This window comes from Amycolatopsis sp. NPDC051071 (assembly GCF_040682875.1).
Lineage (GTDB): Bacteria > Actinomycetota > Actinomycetes > Mycobacteriales > Pseudonocardiaceae > Amycolatopsis.
In genome coordinates this window covers 23,972-39,135 of the sequence record NZ_JBFBBY010000002.1, presented here as the reverse complement: position 1 = coordinate 39,135, position 15,164 = coordinate 23,972, and the positions used below count along the sequence as shown (strand labels likewise).

14 protein-coding genes are annotated in these 15,164 nt (G+C 69.1%); 1 reads left to right on the top strand and 13 read right to left on the bottom strand.

Annotation, left to right across the window (positions count from 1 at the left end; all coding sequences use genetic code 11):
• Positions 1-172: 172 nt before the first annotated feature.
• From AB0M65_RS00945 to AB0M65_RS00920, 6 genes are all read right to left on the bottom strand, one after another.
• A complete protein-coding gene (locus AB0M65_RS00945; RefSeq protein ID WP_364019369.1) occupies positions 173-721 on the bottom strand; it encodes a peroxidase-related enzyme in 549 nt (182 codons plus the stop codon).
• Positions 693-1,169, bottom strand: a complete 477-nt coding sequence (locus AB0M65_RS00940; RefSeq protein ID WP_364019366.1) for a DUF6187 family protein — start codon at positions 1,167-1,169, stop codon at positions 693-695. Before AB0M65_RS00940 ends, AB0M65_RS00945 begins: the two co-directional genes overlap by 29 nt.
• A complete protein-coding gene (locus AB0M65_RS00935; RefSeq protein WP_364019364.1) occupies positions 1,162-2,481 on the bottom strand; it encodes an FAD-dependent oxidoreductase in 1,320 nt (439 codons plus the stop codon). Before AB0M65_RS00935 ends, AB0M65_RS00940 begins: the two co-directional genes overlap by 8 nt.
• A gap of 8 nt (positions 2,482-2,489) precedes the next feature.
• On the bottom strand, positions 2,490-2,975 hold the full coding sequence (locus AB0M65_RS00930) for a DUF6423 family protein (RefSeq protein WP_364019640.1): 486 nt from the start codon (positions 2,973-2,975) through the stop codon (positions 2,490-2,492).
• Between the two features lie 275 nt (positions 2,976-3,250).
• The gene (locus AB0M65_RS00925) at positions 3,251-3,559 is read right to left on the bottom strand and encodes a DUF6235 family protein (protein ID WP_364019361.1); all 309 of its coding nucleotides are present in this window, start codon (positions 3,557-3,559) and stop codon (positions 3,251-3,253) included.
• Between the two features lie 113 nt (positions 3,560-3,672).
• Positions 3,673-3,819, bottom strand: coding sequence for a hypothetical protein (locus tag AB0M65_RS00920; RefSeq protein WP_364019358.1), 147 nt, complete (start codon positions 3,817-3,819; stop codon positions 3,673-3,675).
• Positions 3,820-4,110: 291 nt separating this feature from the next.
• Here AB0M65_RS00920 and AB0M65_RS00915 point away from each other — a divergent pair, with 291 nt between their 5' ends.
• Positions 4,111-4,302, top strand: a complete 192-nt coding sequence (locus tag AB0M65_RS00915; protein WP_364019355.1) for a hypothetical protein — start codon at positions 4,111-4,113, stop codon at positions 4,300-4,302.
• A 76-nt stretch (positions 4,303-4,378) separates the two neighbouring features.
• Here AB0M65_RS00915 and AB0M65_RS00910 read toward each other — a convergent pair whose 3' ends face one another.
• The 7 genes from AB0M65_RS00910 to AB0M65_RS00880 form a co-directional block, all read right to left on the bottom strand.
• On the bottom strand, positions 4,379-5,491 hold the full coding sequence (locus AB0M65_RS00910; RefSeq protein WP_364019352.1) for a helix-turn-helix transcriptional regulator: 1,113 nt from the start codon (positions 5,489-5,491) through the stop codon (positions 4,379-4,381).
• A 190-nt stretch (positions 5,492-5,681) separates the two neighbouring features.
• Positions 5,682-5,876: an acyl-CoA carboxylase epsilon subunit gene (locus AB0M65_RS00905; protein WP_364019349.1), complete on the bottom strand. Its 195-nt coding sequence runs from the start codon at positions 5,874-5,876 to the stop codon at positions 5,682-5,684.
• A 13-nt stretch (positions 5,877-5,889) separates the two neighbouring features.
• Complete coding sequence (locus AB0M65_RS00900; RefSeq protein WP_364019346.1) at positions 5,890-7,593, bottom strand: acyl-CoA carboxylase subunit beta; 1,704 nt, start codon at positions 7,591-7,593, stop codon at positions 5,890-5,892.
• On the bottom strand, positions 7,590-7,775 hold the full coding sequence (locus AB0M65_RS00895) for a DUF6222 family protein (protein ID WP_364019343.1): 186 nt from the start codon (positions 7,773-7,775) through the stop codon (positions 7,590-7,592). Before AB0M65_RS00895 ends, AB0M65_RS00900 begins: the two co-directional genes overlap by 4 nt.
• A gap of 17 nt (positions 7,776-7,792) precedes the next feature.
• Positions 7,793-8,389, bottom strand: coding sequence for a flavin reductase family protein (locus tag AB0M65_RS00890; RefSeq protein ID WP_364019340.1), 597 nt, complete (start codon positions 8,387-8,389; stop codon positions 7,793-7,795).
• Position 8,390: 1 nt separating this feature from the next.
• A complete protein-coding gene (locus tag AB0M65_RS00885; protein WP_364019337.1) occupies positions 8,391-8,831 on the bottom strand; it encodes an acyl-CoA thioesterase in 441 nt (146 codons plus the stop codon).
• A gap of 1 nt (position 8,832) precedes the next feature.
• Positions 8,833-14,685, bottom strand: a complete 5,853-nt coding sequence (locus AB0M65_RS00880) for a type I polyketide synthase (RefSeq protein WP_364019334.1) — start codon at positions 14,683-14,685, stop codon at positions 8,833-8,835.
• Between the last annotated feature and the right edge of the window lie 479 nt (positions 14,686-15,164).

Sequence of the window (15,164 nt, the reverse complement as noted above, 5' to 3'; positions counted from 1 at the left end):
CGCGAGTTCCCCCTTCAAGCACGCGAGTTACGCCTTCAAGCACGCGAGTGCGTGCCGCGCCACCCCAGGCACCACCTCACCCGAAGGCGCCACCTTTGCCTTACCCCACAAGAGAACACGACTTACCGCTCACAACCCACTTGCCCGGAGGCAGGTGTGCGGACGCAGGGCACTAGACGCGGGCGAGCAGGTCCGCGAGACCGGCGTAGCCGCCGTCCTTCAGCCGCACGCCCGAGGTCTTCGCGTAGGCAGCGTCGGCGCGGATCCCGAGTCCCTCGACCATCCGGTTCATGAAGTTGAACAGCGCGCAGACGAGGACGGCGTCGTGCAGGGCGGCCTCGTCCCAGCCCGCCGCGAAGACGGCTTCGGCGTCCGCGTCGGTCACTTTCGACGGCGTCCGCGTCAGCTTGCCCACGTAGGCCAGCACGGGCTTCATGCGCTCGTCGACGGCCGAGGAGTCCAGATCGGCCAGTGCGGTGGCCAGAAGTCCTTCCGGCACACCGAAAGCCTCCGCGGTGACGGTGTGGACCCCGTGGCAGTACTGGCAATCGTTGACGCCGGAGACGTAGGCCGCGATCAGTTCCCGCTCCCCCGCGCTGAACGCCGACGGCGCGCGCATGACGAGTTCGTGGAAGTCCAGCAGTTTCGAAGCCGGGGCGGGGAACTTCTGGAAGACCTGCAGCAGGGTGGCGTCAGTCGGCAAAGACTCGAGATAGGACATCGCGCGTGGTACTCCCCTTCTCCGGCGCCCGCCCGAGTTCGGCGAACTTGTCGACGTCGTCGCGGCGCAGCCAGCAGGCCGCGAGGCAGGCGACCGACGCCGGTCCCAGCCCTGGCACCGTGGCGGTGACCCGTGCGCTGGTCTGCTCCCATTCTTTCCGGAGTGAACCGGCCGCTGTCATCTCCGGCCCTGCCGAGATCAGCGGGCGGACCGCGCGCCAGCGGGTGATGCCCGCCTCGACCATCGCGGCGGTGCCGAGTGCGAGCGCGTCGTGCCGGGCCTGGTCGACGGCGAGTGCCACCAGCGCGGGTTCGTCGGCGATCCGCGCGAGGCCGACCCCGGCGAGCAGGCGTTCGGCGTCCAGTCCCATCAGGATCACCCCCGCCTCGGTCGACGGGGTGTCGTCGACCGAGGGCAGGGTGAACCGGGAGTCGTAGGGCTCAGACACGGGCGACGTCCTTCGCGGCGGCCCGCAGCGGGGCGTCCCGGCGCAGGTTCTCGGCGACGGCGGCCGCGACCCGTGCGGTGGCGACCCGGTGGCCGTCGATGTTGCGGGCGGCCGGACCCAGCGCCATCCCCGCGGCGGCACCGACGGCGAAGACCCGGGGCGCGCCGGTGTAGGCGAAGGTGCGCTCGTCCAGTTGCGGCCAGCCGCCACGGTCGAGGACGGCGGCGTCGGGCATCAGGCCGTCACCGATCGACGGCGAGGTGCCCAGCGCCAGCACGGCGTGGTCGACCGAGATCGTCGAGCCGTCTTCGAGGCGGAGGCCGACGCCGGGCGTCACCTTGGTGATCGCCTTGCCGCGGTGCACGATCAGCCGTCCTTCGGCTTCGGCCGCTTCGAGCAGCGGCCGGAACTCGAACATGATCGACGCGCGCCGGAAGCGGCCCATCAGTTCGAGCCGGTCGGACCAGTCCACCCCGTCGAAGCGGGCGCGGCCTTCCGGGCGGAAGAACGACGAGTTGACGTCGGCGCATTGATAGCGCTCGCCTGCTTCGCGGACCACCCAGTGCACCTCGCGACCCTGGGCGAGCCCGTTGGCGATCAGATGCGCGGCGGTGAGACCGGCACCGACGACGGCGAGCCGTTTCCCGCCGGGGGGAACGGGTTCGTCCCAGTAGCTCACGCCGCGCGGCGGATAACCGCCACCCCACCAGTGATCCGGCGCGGACCGGCGTTCCTCGCCGAGGCACAGGACCGCGTGGCGCGCGGTGACGGAGAACCGGTCGGCGCGTACGGTGACCGCGTCCGACGTCGGCAGGACCTCGCGGACCGAACCACGCCAGGTCCGCTCGGTGACGTGATGGCTCGCGGCCAGATGCGTGCAGTAGGCCTCGAAGACGTCGACGGGGACGACCGAGCGGTGCCCGGCCTGCGCCATCCGGATCTCGCGGCGTTCCACCGGGGTCAGCACCGACCAGTGCAGCCGGGCGAAGTCCAGCAGTTCGCAGTCGCGGTAGCCCTCGACGCCGGGGTGGTGTTCGTAGGGTGAGCGCAACACGCGCTGGCCGAGCAGATCGATCCGGTCGAAGAAGCGGCCGCAAGGACGGCCGTCGCGGTCCACGATGACGATGTCACGCACCCCGTGGTGCCACAGTGCCGAAGCGACCGCGAGCCCGGCCGGGCCGGCACCGACGATGACGACGTCGGCGCCGGACGGCGGTTCGGGGGTGGCGGCCGCGCGGACGGCCGGGAGGACCGGCCATTCCCGTCCGCGCGGCGAATCGAGCAGCTGGGGTCCGGGAACGAAGGTGATCACGGCCGGACTCAGCCGATCACGGTCACCGGGACGATCAGCTCGATCACCGGACGCTGCCGCATCCCGTTGCTGATCAGTTCTTCCAGTGTCTGCTGCGACTGCTCGGCGGTGTCCGTGGCGATGGGGCTGTAGCGCGAGTAGGAGTAGGTCGGCTTCCGGCCACCCGCGTCCAGCGAGTACACCTTCAGCACGGCCTCGCCGGGACGCACTTCACCGTCGTAGAAGGTGAGGCGGCGCTGGTCGGGGGTCATGAAGGACTTCGAGAACTGGCGCGAAAGCACGAGCGTCTCGGCGTCGTTGACGAAGGTCGAATCCTCGTCGGTGACGACCTGCATCGCGACCCAGGTCTTGTCGGTCAGGTTGGTCTCGGATTTGATCACCTGCCAGCGGCCCGGTTCCGGGAGGTTGACGCTGACCGACACGTCGTGCTCGGTGGTGTCGATCGCGCCGGAGATCATCAGCACCCGGCGGCGGACGTCGGCCACTCCGGCCATCTGAATGTCACGCGCGCGTACCCGCGTCGACACATCCAATCCAGGAAATTCGGGTGACGACATTTTCGTGCCTCCAGACCTCGAATACCGCAATTTACCTACGGCATAATTCCCCATCCGTAATCAGGGAAAGAATTTCACGCCGGAGCGGACGATGTCAAGATGAGGAACGCATGATCCACTACTGCGAAAGGCCGTCGGCATCGGTCACGATACTGGGCCGTTCAGCGGTATGAAGCCTGGTCTTTTCGGCCTCACCCGCCCGTGCACGCAGGTCAGGAGCCGTCGGAGTCCTCGGCCCACACCGCGGCGGGTGTCCCGTGCTCCAGTGCGCCGATATAAACGATCTCGAACGAGGAATCGGTGCGCTTGAGCCCTATCCTGATGACCAGGTCATGTTTCACCAGAATGATGAATTGATGCGGATCGCGGCCATCTCCGAAAATGTCGTAGATGAGAAAAGCGGATCCGTCGGCTACCGCGAAAAGGGCTTCGTAGATAACATTGCGGTCGGCCTGCTGTGCGTTGCCCGCCCATTCTTCCAGCACCTGCAAACCCGACGTGAGCTGGAGGCGCATAGCCATCCGAAGGCCTCCTCGATGTCTCGCCGGGTCGCGGACGATCTTCATTCTCCCGCGCGCGATACCCGATGGTCTTCTCTGTTCGTGCTGTCCCTGCCGCTCGCCGCTCATGTCCATCAGCTGTAGCCAAGGACGACATGCTCGCCGACCAGGTTTTCGGGGCTCCGCCTCGGTTCCGCGGCGTTGGCCGTCTCCCCTGCCTCGGCGATCCCGCACGGGTCGAAATCATCGGTCACCACCCAAATTCGCAGCTGTGCCGCCATGACGTTCCTCCCGATCTTGGATGAACAACTCACTTGACAACCAAGGATGGACCCGTCCGATCGGAGAGCGATCGCGATGTACTCGAGGACGGCTGAAGATCGGCGATGAGCAAATAACAAGTCGCCGGCAAGGGGCTCCTGGTAGTGCTCTGGTAGCAGCCGAAAACCCGAGGAGCCAGCCATGACCGACCGACTCGACCCGTACGAGATCTACGCCGACGACGAACTGGACGTCGACCTGCTGGGCCTCTCGTGGCCCGAGCCGGACGTCCCGGAGCAACGGGACCGGTCGTGAGCGCCGCGGAGCGCCAGCGGACCTGCGCGGCCTGTGGGGGCCCGTTCGAGCCTGGGGAGCGAACGGACCTGGAGACGGTGGTCGCCGGCGGGATCCTCTACGTCGCCGTGCATCCCCGCCACAGCACGTATCCCCCGCGGCGGGAGACCGAGGCGGCGCACCGGCTCGCGACCGCCGGCGCCGCGTGAACACCCGTGGCGAGATGCGGCCTTTCAACCGCGGATACCGGCAACTCGGCGTCGAGCGGAACTCGGCACCCGGCCCTTACCCCACAAGCCTTTCGATCTCTTCGACTCGGTGCACAAGCCGCGCGGAGTTCACGTCCGACGTCGCCGTTCTGGCCCTCTCGATGACACCGCGCGCCGCGTCCAGCTCGCCGGTACGAGCGTATGACTCGGCGAGCCACGTTTGGTAGAGCGCCACCTCTCGCGCATGGTTCGTGTCGTACCCGTCGATCGCTGTCGTAAGGAGCGGCGAGGCGCTCGACGGATCGCCGAGTTCGATGAGGCACCGCCCAGCCATGACGTCGATCTCGTCCCGCGACATCCAGTAGACCCAGTGCGGCTCGGCGATCTCCGCTGAGCGTGCTTCGTAGGCGTCGTCAACCGCGTCGAGTGCACGCTGAGCCGTATCCCGGTCCCGCGACCGTGCGCTGGCCCACGCCACGCGCTCAAGAAGAAGCGTCCGTGCGACCGGCGACGCGTGACGAGCACCGGCAACCGCGCTTTTCGCGAGGAGCGCGGCATCGACGGGGTCACCGACGTTAGCCATTTGGTAGGAGAGCGAGGAAAGGAGTTGCCCGGCGAGGGCGGCGTCTCCGGCCTCCGCGGCCACGGACACGCCCGCCAGGTAAGTCCGCTGAGCCTCGACATAGTGCCCGGCGTCGCTGGCGACCCATCCCGAGAGTTGGGCCAGCTCGCCGACGATCACGCGGAGTCTTCGACCGACCGGTTCGGCATAGCTCCCGTGCTTCACGATCTCCGCCGTGTTGGCCAGTTCGCGTCGCACGAGTGGAATGAGGTCCCCGCCGCCCACCGTGTCGTCAAGCAGCCGGAGTTCCATCACGCGGTCTTCCAGCTCGTCGGCGAGACTCGCTCCGACGCGACGACCCGCCTCGCGGTGAACCGTGACTGGGGTGTCCGCCACGAGCCATTCGTGAGCTATCCGGAGCGGGTCGAGCGGAGGACCGTAGAGCGCGTCAACCGCGACGTTGAGGGCGCGGGAGTACGCGGTCACGTGGTCCGGCTTCGCCGTGCGAGTGCCGCTTTCGAGCTGACTGAGATAGGGCTTGCTGTAGTGGGTCTTCGCGGCCATCGCGGACAGGCTGATCCCGGCAGCTTCCCGTGCCGCCCGCAACGCCGCGCCCAGCTCGCTCATGCGCTCCCGTCATGGTGCAAACCGGCGCATCGCGCGTGACTACGTCGGCTGGCGTTTGCGACTTCAGGCCTGACTCCGCCCGACGCTACCCCTCGTGGTGACGAACCCTGAGGCCCCCGAAGTTCTGATCATTTTTCAGAACGTAAGTGGAAACCTCGGGAAGGCGGCCTTCACGGACTTGAGCCCGGGTTCAGGGCAGGGTCGACGTACGCCAAGCAGGCCTGGTCTGTGGTGACCAGGCCGACGGCACGGGAGCGGCGGGCGGGGGCACCGCGGCCGCGAGCGCGCCGAAGACGGCGACGAGTGCCGCCAGTGCGGCGTCTTCCGGGTCCCCCCGCAGAACCCGGAAGACCGGCACCCCAGTGTCCTTTTCGGACGGTGGCATGGTGGTCCCCCGTTCAGATCGGGTGGTTGCCGTGCTTACGCTGCGGCGCCGCCTTTCGCTTGTCCTGCAGCATGTCCAGCGCCCTGGCGACGGCGGAGCGGGTGTCGGCCGGATCGATGATGTCGTCGACGAGCCCCCGTTCGGCGGCGTACTGCGGGTTCATGAACTCCTCGGTGTACTCCGCGACCAGGTGGGCGCGCAACGCGTCCGGGTCGGACGCGGCCGCGAGATCCCGGCGGAACAACACGTTGACCGCGCCCTCGGCGCCCATGACGGCGATCTGGTTGGTCGGCCAGGCCAGCGAAAGGTCGGTCCCGATGGACCGCGAGTCCATCACGATGTACGCGCCGCCGTAGGCCTTGCGCAGGATGACCTGGATCCGCGGCACGGTCGCCTCGCAGTAGGCGTGCAGCAGCTGGGCGCCGTGCCGGATGATCCCGGAATGCTCCTGCTCGACACCCGGCAGGAAACCGGGGACGTCGACGAGGGTCACCAGCGGGATGCCGAACGCGTCGCAGAACCGCACGAACCGCGCCGCCTTCTGCGAGGCGGGACCGTCGAGCACGCCGGCGAACACCACCGGCTGGTTGCCGACCAGGCCGACCACCCGCCCGTCGATCCGCGCGAGCGCGCACAGCACGTTCCGCGCCCACCGTTCGTGCAGTTCGAAGAACTCGCCGTCGTCGGCCAGTTCCGCGAACACGTCCCGCATGTCGTAGGGCTTGTTCGGCTCCACCGGAACGAGTTCGGCGAACCGGGGCCGCCGGTCCTTGCCCGCGTCCCGCGACGGCTCGCGGGGTGCGGGGTCGAGGTAGTTCGACGGCAGCAGCGACACCAGGTAGCGGACGTCGGCGAGGCAGCTCTCCTCGTCGTCGTGCACCACGGTCGCCACCCCGGACGACGCGCCGTGCACGTCCGCGCCACCGAGTTCGTCATGGCTGACGCGTTCACCCGTCACGGTTTCGACGACGTCCGGCCCGGTCAGGTACATGCGGGCGGTGTCACGCACCATGAAGACGAAGTCCGCGAGCGCGGGTGAATACGCCGCCCCGCCCGCACACGGCCCCAGCACCACGCTGATCTGCGGGATGACGCCGGACGCCTCGACCTGGCGGCGGAAGATGCCGCCGTAGCCGTTGAGCGCCATGACGCCTTCCTGGATCCGCGCTCCGCCACTGTCGTTGAGCCCGATCAGCGGTGAACCGGTGGAGATCGCCAGATCCATCACCTTGTGGATCTTCGCCGCGTGCGCCTCGCCGAGCGACCCGCCGAAGACGGTGAAATCCTGCGCGTAGACGAAAACACGCCGTCCGTCGATCGTGCCCGAACCGGCGACGACGCCGTCGGTGTAGGGCCGGTTCTCCGCCAGCCCGAGCCCGCTCGCCTGATGCCGCCGGTACAACTCGACCTCGGTGAAGGAACCGGGGTCCAGCAACAGGTCCAGCCGCTCGCGCGCGGTGTGCTTGCCGAGCGAATGCTGCCGCCGGACCCCGTCGAGCCGTCCGTCGACGATATGTTCGCGCAGTTCGGCGCGCTGGGTGCGCAGCAGCGGCATCGTCGGTTCGGGCGGATGCACCGGTTCGGTGCCGCGGGCGAGCGGGATCACCTGCCCGTCGGTCGTCCTCGGAAGCCGGGGGCGCCGCAGCCGGTCTTCCGGCAGCGGCACCACCTCGGAATCCTCCGTGCGCTGAGCGCCCGGATCACCCTGCAGGGTCACGCCGCCTCCTTGAGGCGGGCCTCGCGCTCGAGTTCGTCGGCTTCGATCTCGCGCACGATGTCGCGCCAGCACACCCCCCGCCCAAGCCGAGGCATCGTGGTCACCACCGGCGGCCGGTCGAGCGAGTGCACCGATGGCGGTGTCTCGTCCGACCGGACGGTGGCGGATTCGTTGGCGGTCATGATCTTTCCCCTTCCTGTCAAGCGGTTGCCCGGACGCGGCCGTCGATCTGGTGATAGCCGCCGCCGTAGAAGACCAGCGAGTCCTGCGCGGTACCGCGGCTGGAGGCGACCACCCTGCCGAGGAAGATCGAGTGGTCGCCGCCTTCGTAGACCTCGGCCAATTCGCATTCCAGCCACGCCAGCGCGCCGTCGAGCAGCGGGGAGCCGGTCTGCGGCCCGGCCGTCCAGTCCACCGAATCGAACTGCGCGAGCCCGGCCGGGCGTCGCCAGTCCGCGAAGTACTTCGCGAGTTCCTTCTGGTCCGACGCCAGCACCGTGACCGCGTACGAGCCTGCCGTCACGATCGCTTCGTGCATCCGGGCCGCGCGGGAAACGCAGCACAGCACCATCGGTGGTTCCAGCGACACGGAAGTGACGGCGTTGGCGGTCATCCCGTGTGCCCGTTCGCCGCCCGCGGTCAGCACGGTGACCCCGGTGGCGAACTGGCCCATCACCTCCCGCAGCCCGGCCTGAGCGGACAGCCGTCGCCGCGTGGCGGGCGTCGGCAGCCGTTTCAGCACGGGCCGCGGCGGCTCCGGTGGCGTAGACCCGGCAGCAGGCTCAGCGGTGCCCACGTCATTCTCCCTTGCCGTTGACCGCGTACGGGGCCAGCGCCTCACGCAGCTGCTCGGGCACCCGGCTGGGCACCGTCGCCGTGTTCGGGCCGCGCATGCAGGCGATCCGCTGCCGTCCGCGGGCGACCAGCCGCTCCCCGTCGGCGGTCAGGTGGACGTAGTCGAAGGTGAACTGGATCTGGGTCTGGGTCAGCTCTTCCAGCCGCAGCCGGATGGACAGCTCGTCGAACGCGGTGATCTCCGCGTAGAACTCGCAATCCACCTTGAGCGTGAACAGCTTGAGATCGTGACGGACCTCTTCGAGCACCGCGGGGGCCTTGTCCTTCAAGAACATCTCACGGCACCGGCCCTGCCAGCGCACGTAGTTCACGTAATAGACGTTGCCCACCAGGTTGGTCTCTTCGAACCCGACCGTATGCAGGATCTCGTAGTAGTCGGCCATGTCAGTCTTCCTCTCCCTGGAGCACCGCGAAGACGACGGGATCGGTCCGGTCGTTGACCGTCGTCGCCCAGGTGGCGATGCGGGCACGGCCGTGGGAAAGCACCGCCCAGCCGTCCGGGTCGACCCGGTGCACGGTGAGTGCCTGTGTCATGTCGCCGGTCTTGCGCACGCATTCCAGCGCACTCCAGACCCGGGTGTGCGCGACCGAGAGCGGCTCGCGGGCGTCGGCGGCGAGCAGTTCGCCCACCGCGAGCAAATCCTCGCCGAGCAAGCCCGCCCAGTCCTCCGGTGCCCGTTCGATCGCCGTCTCGACGTCGCACGCGATCCGGCCGGTGCCGGTGATCGCCAGGGTGAGGCCGGCGCTGTGTGACGCGCTCACCTCGACCCCGTCGGCCTCCGGTTTCCCGTCCGGGCGGTACCGGATCTCCAGCGGGGCGTCGACCGCACGGCCTGCCGCGAGCGCGGTCTGCGCCCGCCGTTCGGCCGTGGTCTCGACGGGAACGCCCACCGGATCCGGTTCGACGACGATCGCGCGGGACGAGCCGAGCAGCCGCTCGGCGGAACGCTCCAAATAGGACCCGAGCATCGACGGGACCCATGGCCCTTCACCGTCGCGCTTGCGGACCGCGCGCAGCTTCAGCCCTTCCCACCGCTCCACGAGCGTTCCATCCGGGTTACGGACGTCGAGGTCGTAGAGGTAGCTGTCGCCGTCCTGCGACCGCTCGCGGGCGTCGAGGAGTACGTAATCCGGGTCCTGCGCACCGAGTTCGGCGAGGTACAGCCGCTCGATCCCTTGCGGCAGCAAGGTCGCGTCCGGGACGCAGCACTGGATCGCGTGCATCATCGCGTCGCGGGTGCCCGGATCGGCCAGCAGCTGTTCCTGCGGGAGGAACGGCGCGAACCAGTCGACCTCGGCGCCGGTCGCGATCTCCGCGACCGCGTGCCGCGCGCTGGCCCGTCGGTAGCCGGTGACCCGCTGGAACCGCTTGCCCTGGAACAAAACCGTGCCGTACAGCTCGGTCGTCGGGTCCACCGGGACCGGCGGCAGGGCGACGTCGCGGACGACGGTCTCACCGAGCGGATCCGGACGGCTGAACCGCAGCCGGGCGCGGAAGTGGTCGGCGCTGAAGCCGGTTTCCCCGCTGCGCAGCACCACGTCCACCGTTTCGGCGTCCCTGGCCAGCGCGGCGAGCCGGATCGTGGTCGACCCACCCGGTGAGACGATGATCGGGCGCAGGAACTCCACGTCCGAGAATACCGGCGCCGTCAGGCTTTCCACGCCCAGCGTGGCCTTGGCGACCTGGGTCATCGCCTCCATCCCGATCACCGCCGGGAACAGCAGCTGACCGTCGAGCAGATGGTCGGCCAGATACGGGTCACTGCCTGCCGAGAGGTCGGCCTCGGTGATCAGCTCGACACCCGGGTAGTGCACCACGGCGCGGTCCACGAAGCGGGTCAGCGGCAGTTCGCGCTTCTCCACCGGCAGGGTGGCCAGCCCCGCGGTACGGCCGCAGACGACCAGTACCGACGGGGCGGCCGGATCGCCGACGACCTGGCGGAGGATCTCGATGCCCTCCTCGGTCGGGATGGGGGTGATGCCGTCGCGCATCAAAGCACTGACGACACCGAGCTTTTCGCCCATCCCGGTCCCGGACCAGACCGACCATTCGAGTGCGATCGCCCGCGCCTGGGGGTATTCGCGGCCGAAACGCACGGTCAGTTCGGTCATCCAGTCGTTGGCGGTGGCGTAATGCGCCTCACCACGCAGGCCCGCTCGCCCGATGATGCTGCCGAAAGTGACCAGCAGCTTGATCTTGTCCTTGTCGACGGCGTCGAGGACGGCGTTGAGGCCGCCGATCTTCGGGGCGAGGGTCTTGCGGAAGGTCTCCTCGGTCAAGGAGAACAGCGCCGCGGGCTCGTTGCGGCCCGCGCCGTGCAGGACCGCGGTGACCGGGCCGAACTCGGCCTGGATCCGGCCGATGGCGTCCGCGACCTGCTGGGCAGCGGTGACGTCGGCGCGTTCGTAGCGGTAGTCGATCCCCGCGGCCTTCATGCGGCCGAGGTTCTCCGACAGTTCGACGTCGTCGGCCGGGTCGCTCCGGCCCAGCAGCGCCAGTTTCGCCCCGGAGTCCTTGGCCAGCGCCAACGCGCTCTCCGCGGTGATGCCCTTGCCGCCACCGGTGACGAGCAGGACGTCGTCCGTGCCCAGCGGAGTCCCCTCGGACTCCGAGGGCGCGAGGGCGGCGAGCTTCGGCACCGTGCGGACACCGGCGGTGTCGTAGCGGACTTCGCTGAAGTCGTTCGTCGCCGCGACCTCGGTGACCACAGTGGACACCGCGGCACCGATGGCTTCGAGGTCGACGGGGTTGACGTCGGCCAGATCGACGATCGTGGTGCGGGCAGACGGGTCCTCCAGTCGAAGGGTCTTCGCCAGACCGGAAGCACCGAGACCGTGCTGCACCACGACGAACCGCGTGCCGTTGGGTGCGGCCAGTACCGCGCGGCCCGCTTCCAGGAACAACCCGACGTCATCGGCGTCGCTGTCCTCGTTCAGGCAGAGGAGGACACCGTCGCCGACGCCCGCCGTGGCGAGCGCCACACGCAGCGGCTCGGCCAGCGGATGACCTTCGGGCGCGAACGCCGTCCACTCCGCTATTGAAAGACCAGTCGCCTTTGAAAGACCAGCCGTGAAGAGACCAGGCGTCAGGTCGGGTGCCGGCCTCGGTGCGACGACGTACTCCACCGCGAACGGCCGGACCCACGGCCCGACACCGGTGACCTCGGCGTGGTTGCTGTCGGACGGTTTGGCGGTCTGCGCGAGTTCGTCGATCATCTCGGCGAGTTCGCCGAGGCAGACCGTCGCGAAGTTCGGCATGCCCTCCAGCGCCGGGCGGCCCAGTGCCCGGGTGACGTCGTTGACCAGCTGGCCGACGGTGATCGACGAAAGGTGCAGGTCGTCGAGCGGATGTGTGTCGGCGGTGACGGCTTCCAGCGGCAGTTCGACCCGTTCGGAAGCAAGCCTCCGCAGCAGATCGAGGGTGCTGCTGCCCCCGCTTTCGGACGCCTCCCCCGCCGTCGCCTCGGCCGGCTCCTCGACGCGGTCACGGGCCAGGTCCGCACCGATGGACGGCGCGGCCTCACAGGGGCTCGCCAGGAAGTTGAACACCCCGTCGGCGGGCAGCGGCCGCACGACCCGGCCGGCGAACAGTGCCGACGTCTCCAGCGGGGCACCGAACGCGAACGCGGCGGCGGCCACCTTCAGCACCGCGGCCAGCGTGGGGCTGTCGGTGTCGATCGCCAGCACCGGGGTACCCGGCGCGATCTCGCCGAACAAACCGGTGAGGACCCGGCCGGGGCCGACCTCGATCACCAGGTCGCTGCGCTCGGCGACCTTCGCGGCCGCCTCACGGAAGCGCACCGGCAGGACCACCTGGTCACGCAACAGGTCACGCAGGTCCTCGGCGGCGTGCAGCACGTCACCGGTCACCGTGGACACGACAGGCCTGTCCAGCCGCGTGAAGTCGAACGCGGCGAGTTCCTCCGTCATCGCCTCGGCAGCCGGTTCGACCGCCGGCGAGTGGAACGCGTGGGAAACGTTGATGCGGGTCGCCGTGATGCCCTCGGCGCGGGCCGCCGCGACCACCCGCTCGATGGCGTCGGCCGGTCCGGAAAGGACGGTCTGCTCGGGTGCGTTGTAGCCCGCGATGACGACGTCCTCGCCGTCCGCGATCCGCTCGACGACGTTCGGCGCGGCCGCGATCCCCGCCATGGCACCGTTTCCGGCGCTGGCGGTAGCCATTACCTTGCCGCGGACCTTGGCCAGCTTGAGCACGTCACGTTCGGTGAGCGCGCCACCCCAGTGCAGTGCGGTGAGCTCGCCGAGGCTGTGCCCGGCGGCCGTCTGTGCCTCGATGCCGAGGCTCTTCAGTACCCGCAGCCCGGCCAGCGAGCCGGTGACGATCCGCGGCTGGGCGACGTCGGTGGCGACCTGGTCGGCGCCGGTGGACAGGTTCGCGGCGCGGTAGATGTCGTCGGCGTGGGCGAAGCGTTTGCGCACCGCGCCGACCGTGCCCCGTCCGGAACCCTGGCCAGGGAACAGGAAGCCGATCTTCGGCCCCTTGGAACGCGAGCTCGCGAAGATGCCCTCTCCGGCGGAGAAGACCTCCGGCTCGCCCACGCCCAAGAGGTCGAGCAGCTTCGCCAGTTTGCGTTCGGCGTCCTCGGGGTTGGCCGCGACGACCGCCGCGCGGACCGGTTTCCCGGACAGCTCCGCGGAAAGCGTACCGGCGAGGTCGGCGAGCTCCGCGAGCGAAAGCTTCGGCACGACCTCCAGCAACCCGGTGACCCGGCCACGCAGCGAGGCAGCGTCGTCGGCGTCCAGCAGCAGCAGTTCGCTGTCCTGACGGCCGGAGACCAGCGAGCGTGTCTTCTCGTCGAGTTCCTTGCGCCGTGCGGCACCCGGCGCCTCGGTGACGGTGACATGCGAGTTGATCCCGCCGAACCCCATCGCGGAGACACCGGCGCGGACCGGGTGGTCCGACGGCCACAACCCGGCGTCGGCCGGGACGTACATTCGCGCGGAGTCGCCGACCAGCGACTCGTGCGGCTCGAAGTGCCCGGTCGCGGGCGGGATGACCTGGTGGTAGACCGCCAGTGTCGCCTTGATCAGCCCGGCGACACCGGCCGCGGCCTTGGTATGCCCGATGTTGCCCTTGATCGTGCTCAGCGCGGCGGGCTCGGCGAGCGGGTCGGCGTCGCGGCGGGCGGTGGACAGCGCCTCGATCTCGGTGGCGTCACCCAGCGCGGTCCCGGTGCCGTGCCCCTCGAAGTAGGAGACGGTCTCGACGCCGTACCCGGCCTTGTCGTAAGCCCGCTTGAGGGCAAGGCGGTGACCCGACGCCTCGGGCCGCGTGATGCCGCCCTTGCCGTCGGAGGAGACACCCCAGCCGCCGATGGAGGCGTAGATCCGCTTGCCTTGGGCGATCGCGTCGTCCTCGCGCATCAGCACGAGCATGCCGGAACCCTCGCCGGGCCAGAAACCGTTGGAATCGGCGTCGTAGACCTTCATCTCCCGTTTGGCCAGTGCGCCGGTCTTGGCGAACCCGATCACCTCGAACGGGTCGATCGACAAGTCGACCCCACCGGCGATGGCGACGTCGAGGTCGCCCCCCGAAAGCGCGTTCGCCGCGCTGACCACGGAAAGCAGGGACGACGAGCAGGCACCGTCCACAGTGAACCCGCCGCCGCCGAAGTCGAAGAAGTTGCAGACCCGGCCGGCGATCGTATTCGCCAGCCCGCCCGCGAGGGAGTCCTCGTCGATCTCCGGGAACGGCGCCTTGTACTGCGCCTCGAGGTCGTGGAGGAACTCGGCGGTGTCCCCCTCGGCCCAGCCGCGCTCGGCAAGCGCCGCCGCGACCGTACGGCGGACGTACGGCCAGCGCAGCCGCATGATGTTGGCACGCGAGAACTCACCCGTCAGGCTGTTGCCGATGACCACGCCGGTCGCGGGCCTCGGGAGGCCCTCGCCCTCGGGGAAACCCGCGTCCGCCAGCGCCTGCGCGGCGACGTCGAGCGCGAGCCAATGCGTGGTGTCGGTCGAGCGGAACGTACTGCCCGCGACCTTGTACTTGATCCGGTCGAACTCGTAGTCGCGGAGGACCGCGGCCTTCTGGGCGTAGAAACGATCCGGAGCCTTCGGGTCGGGCGAGTAGTAGTCCTCGCGGTTCATCCGCTCGTCGGGCAGTCTCCGGAACGCCCGGCGGCCGGCGAGGACGTTCTCCCACAGTTCTTCCGGGGAACCGGCGTCCGGGTATCGGAGACCGATACCGACAATCGAAATCCGCTCAACGCTCATGCCACCGCACTCCCCTAGCTCTCAACCACTCAAGTCATGGAATCCGGTTCCGGCGCGGGCTCTGTCACCAGAGCCACGGCGCCGTCCGCATCTGCAGTCCCGTCAAGCATGAACCGGTGCGGGTCGTGGAGTCTTCTCTCATGTTGTTGAAGGCAGGCCAACAAATCCGGCGACCGCCGCGGGTTCCGCGACGGCCGCCGTGCCTTTCGGACCGAGTCACCGGGAAGCCGGCTCGCGGGCGACGCAGTTGCTCCCGGCTCGCTTCCGTCCGTGCTCGTTCCGTCGTGCTCGTTCCGTCCGTGCTCGTTCCGTCCGTGCTCGTTCCGTCCGCCCAGGATTGCCCCTGCCACCCGCTCGGTCTTCTCCTGAATGGACAGGAACTCTTCACCGCACCGCAATTAGCCGACTACTTGCGGTGCCAAGGTGCCGGGTGGGTCGTGAGTGGCGTGCTCAAACACGTAACTCGCGTGCTTGAACAC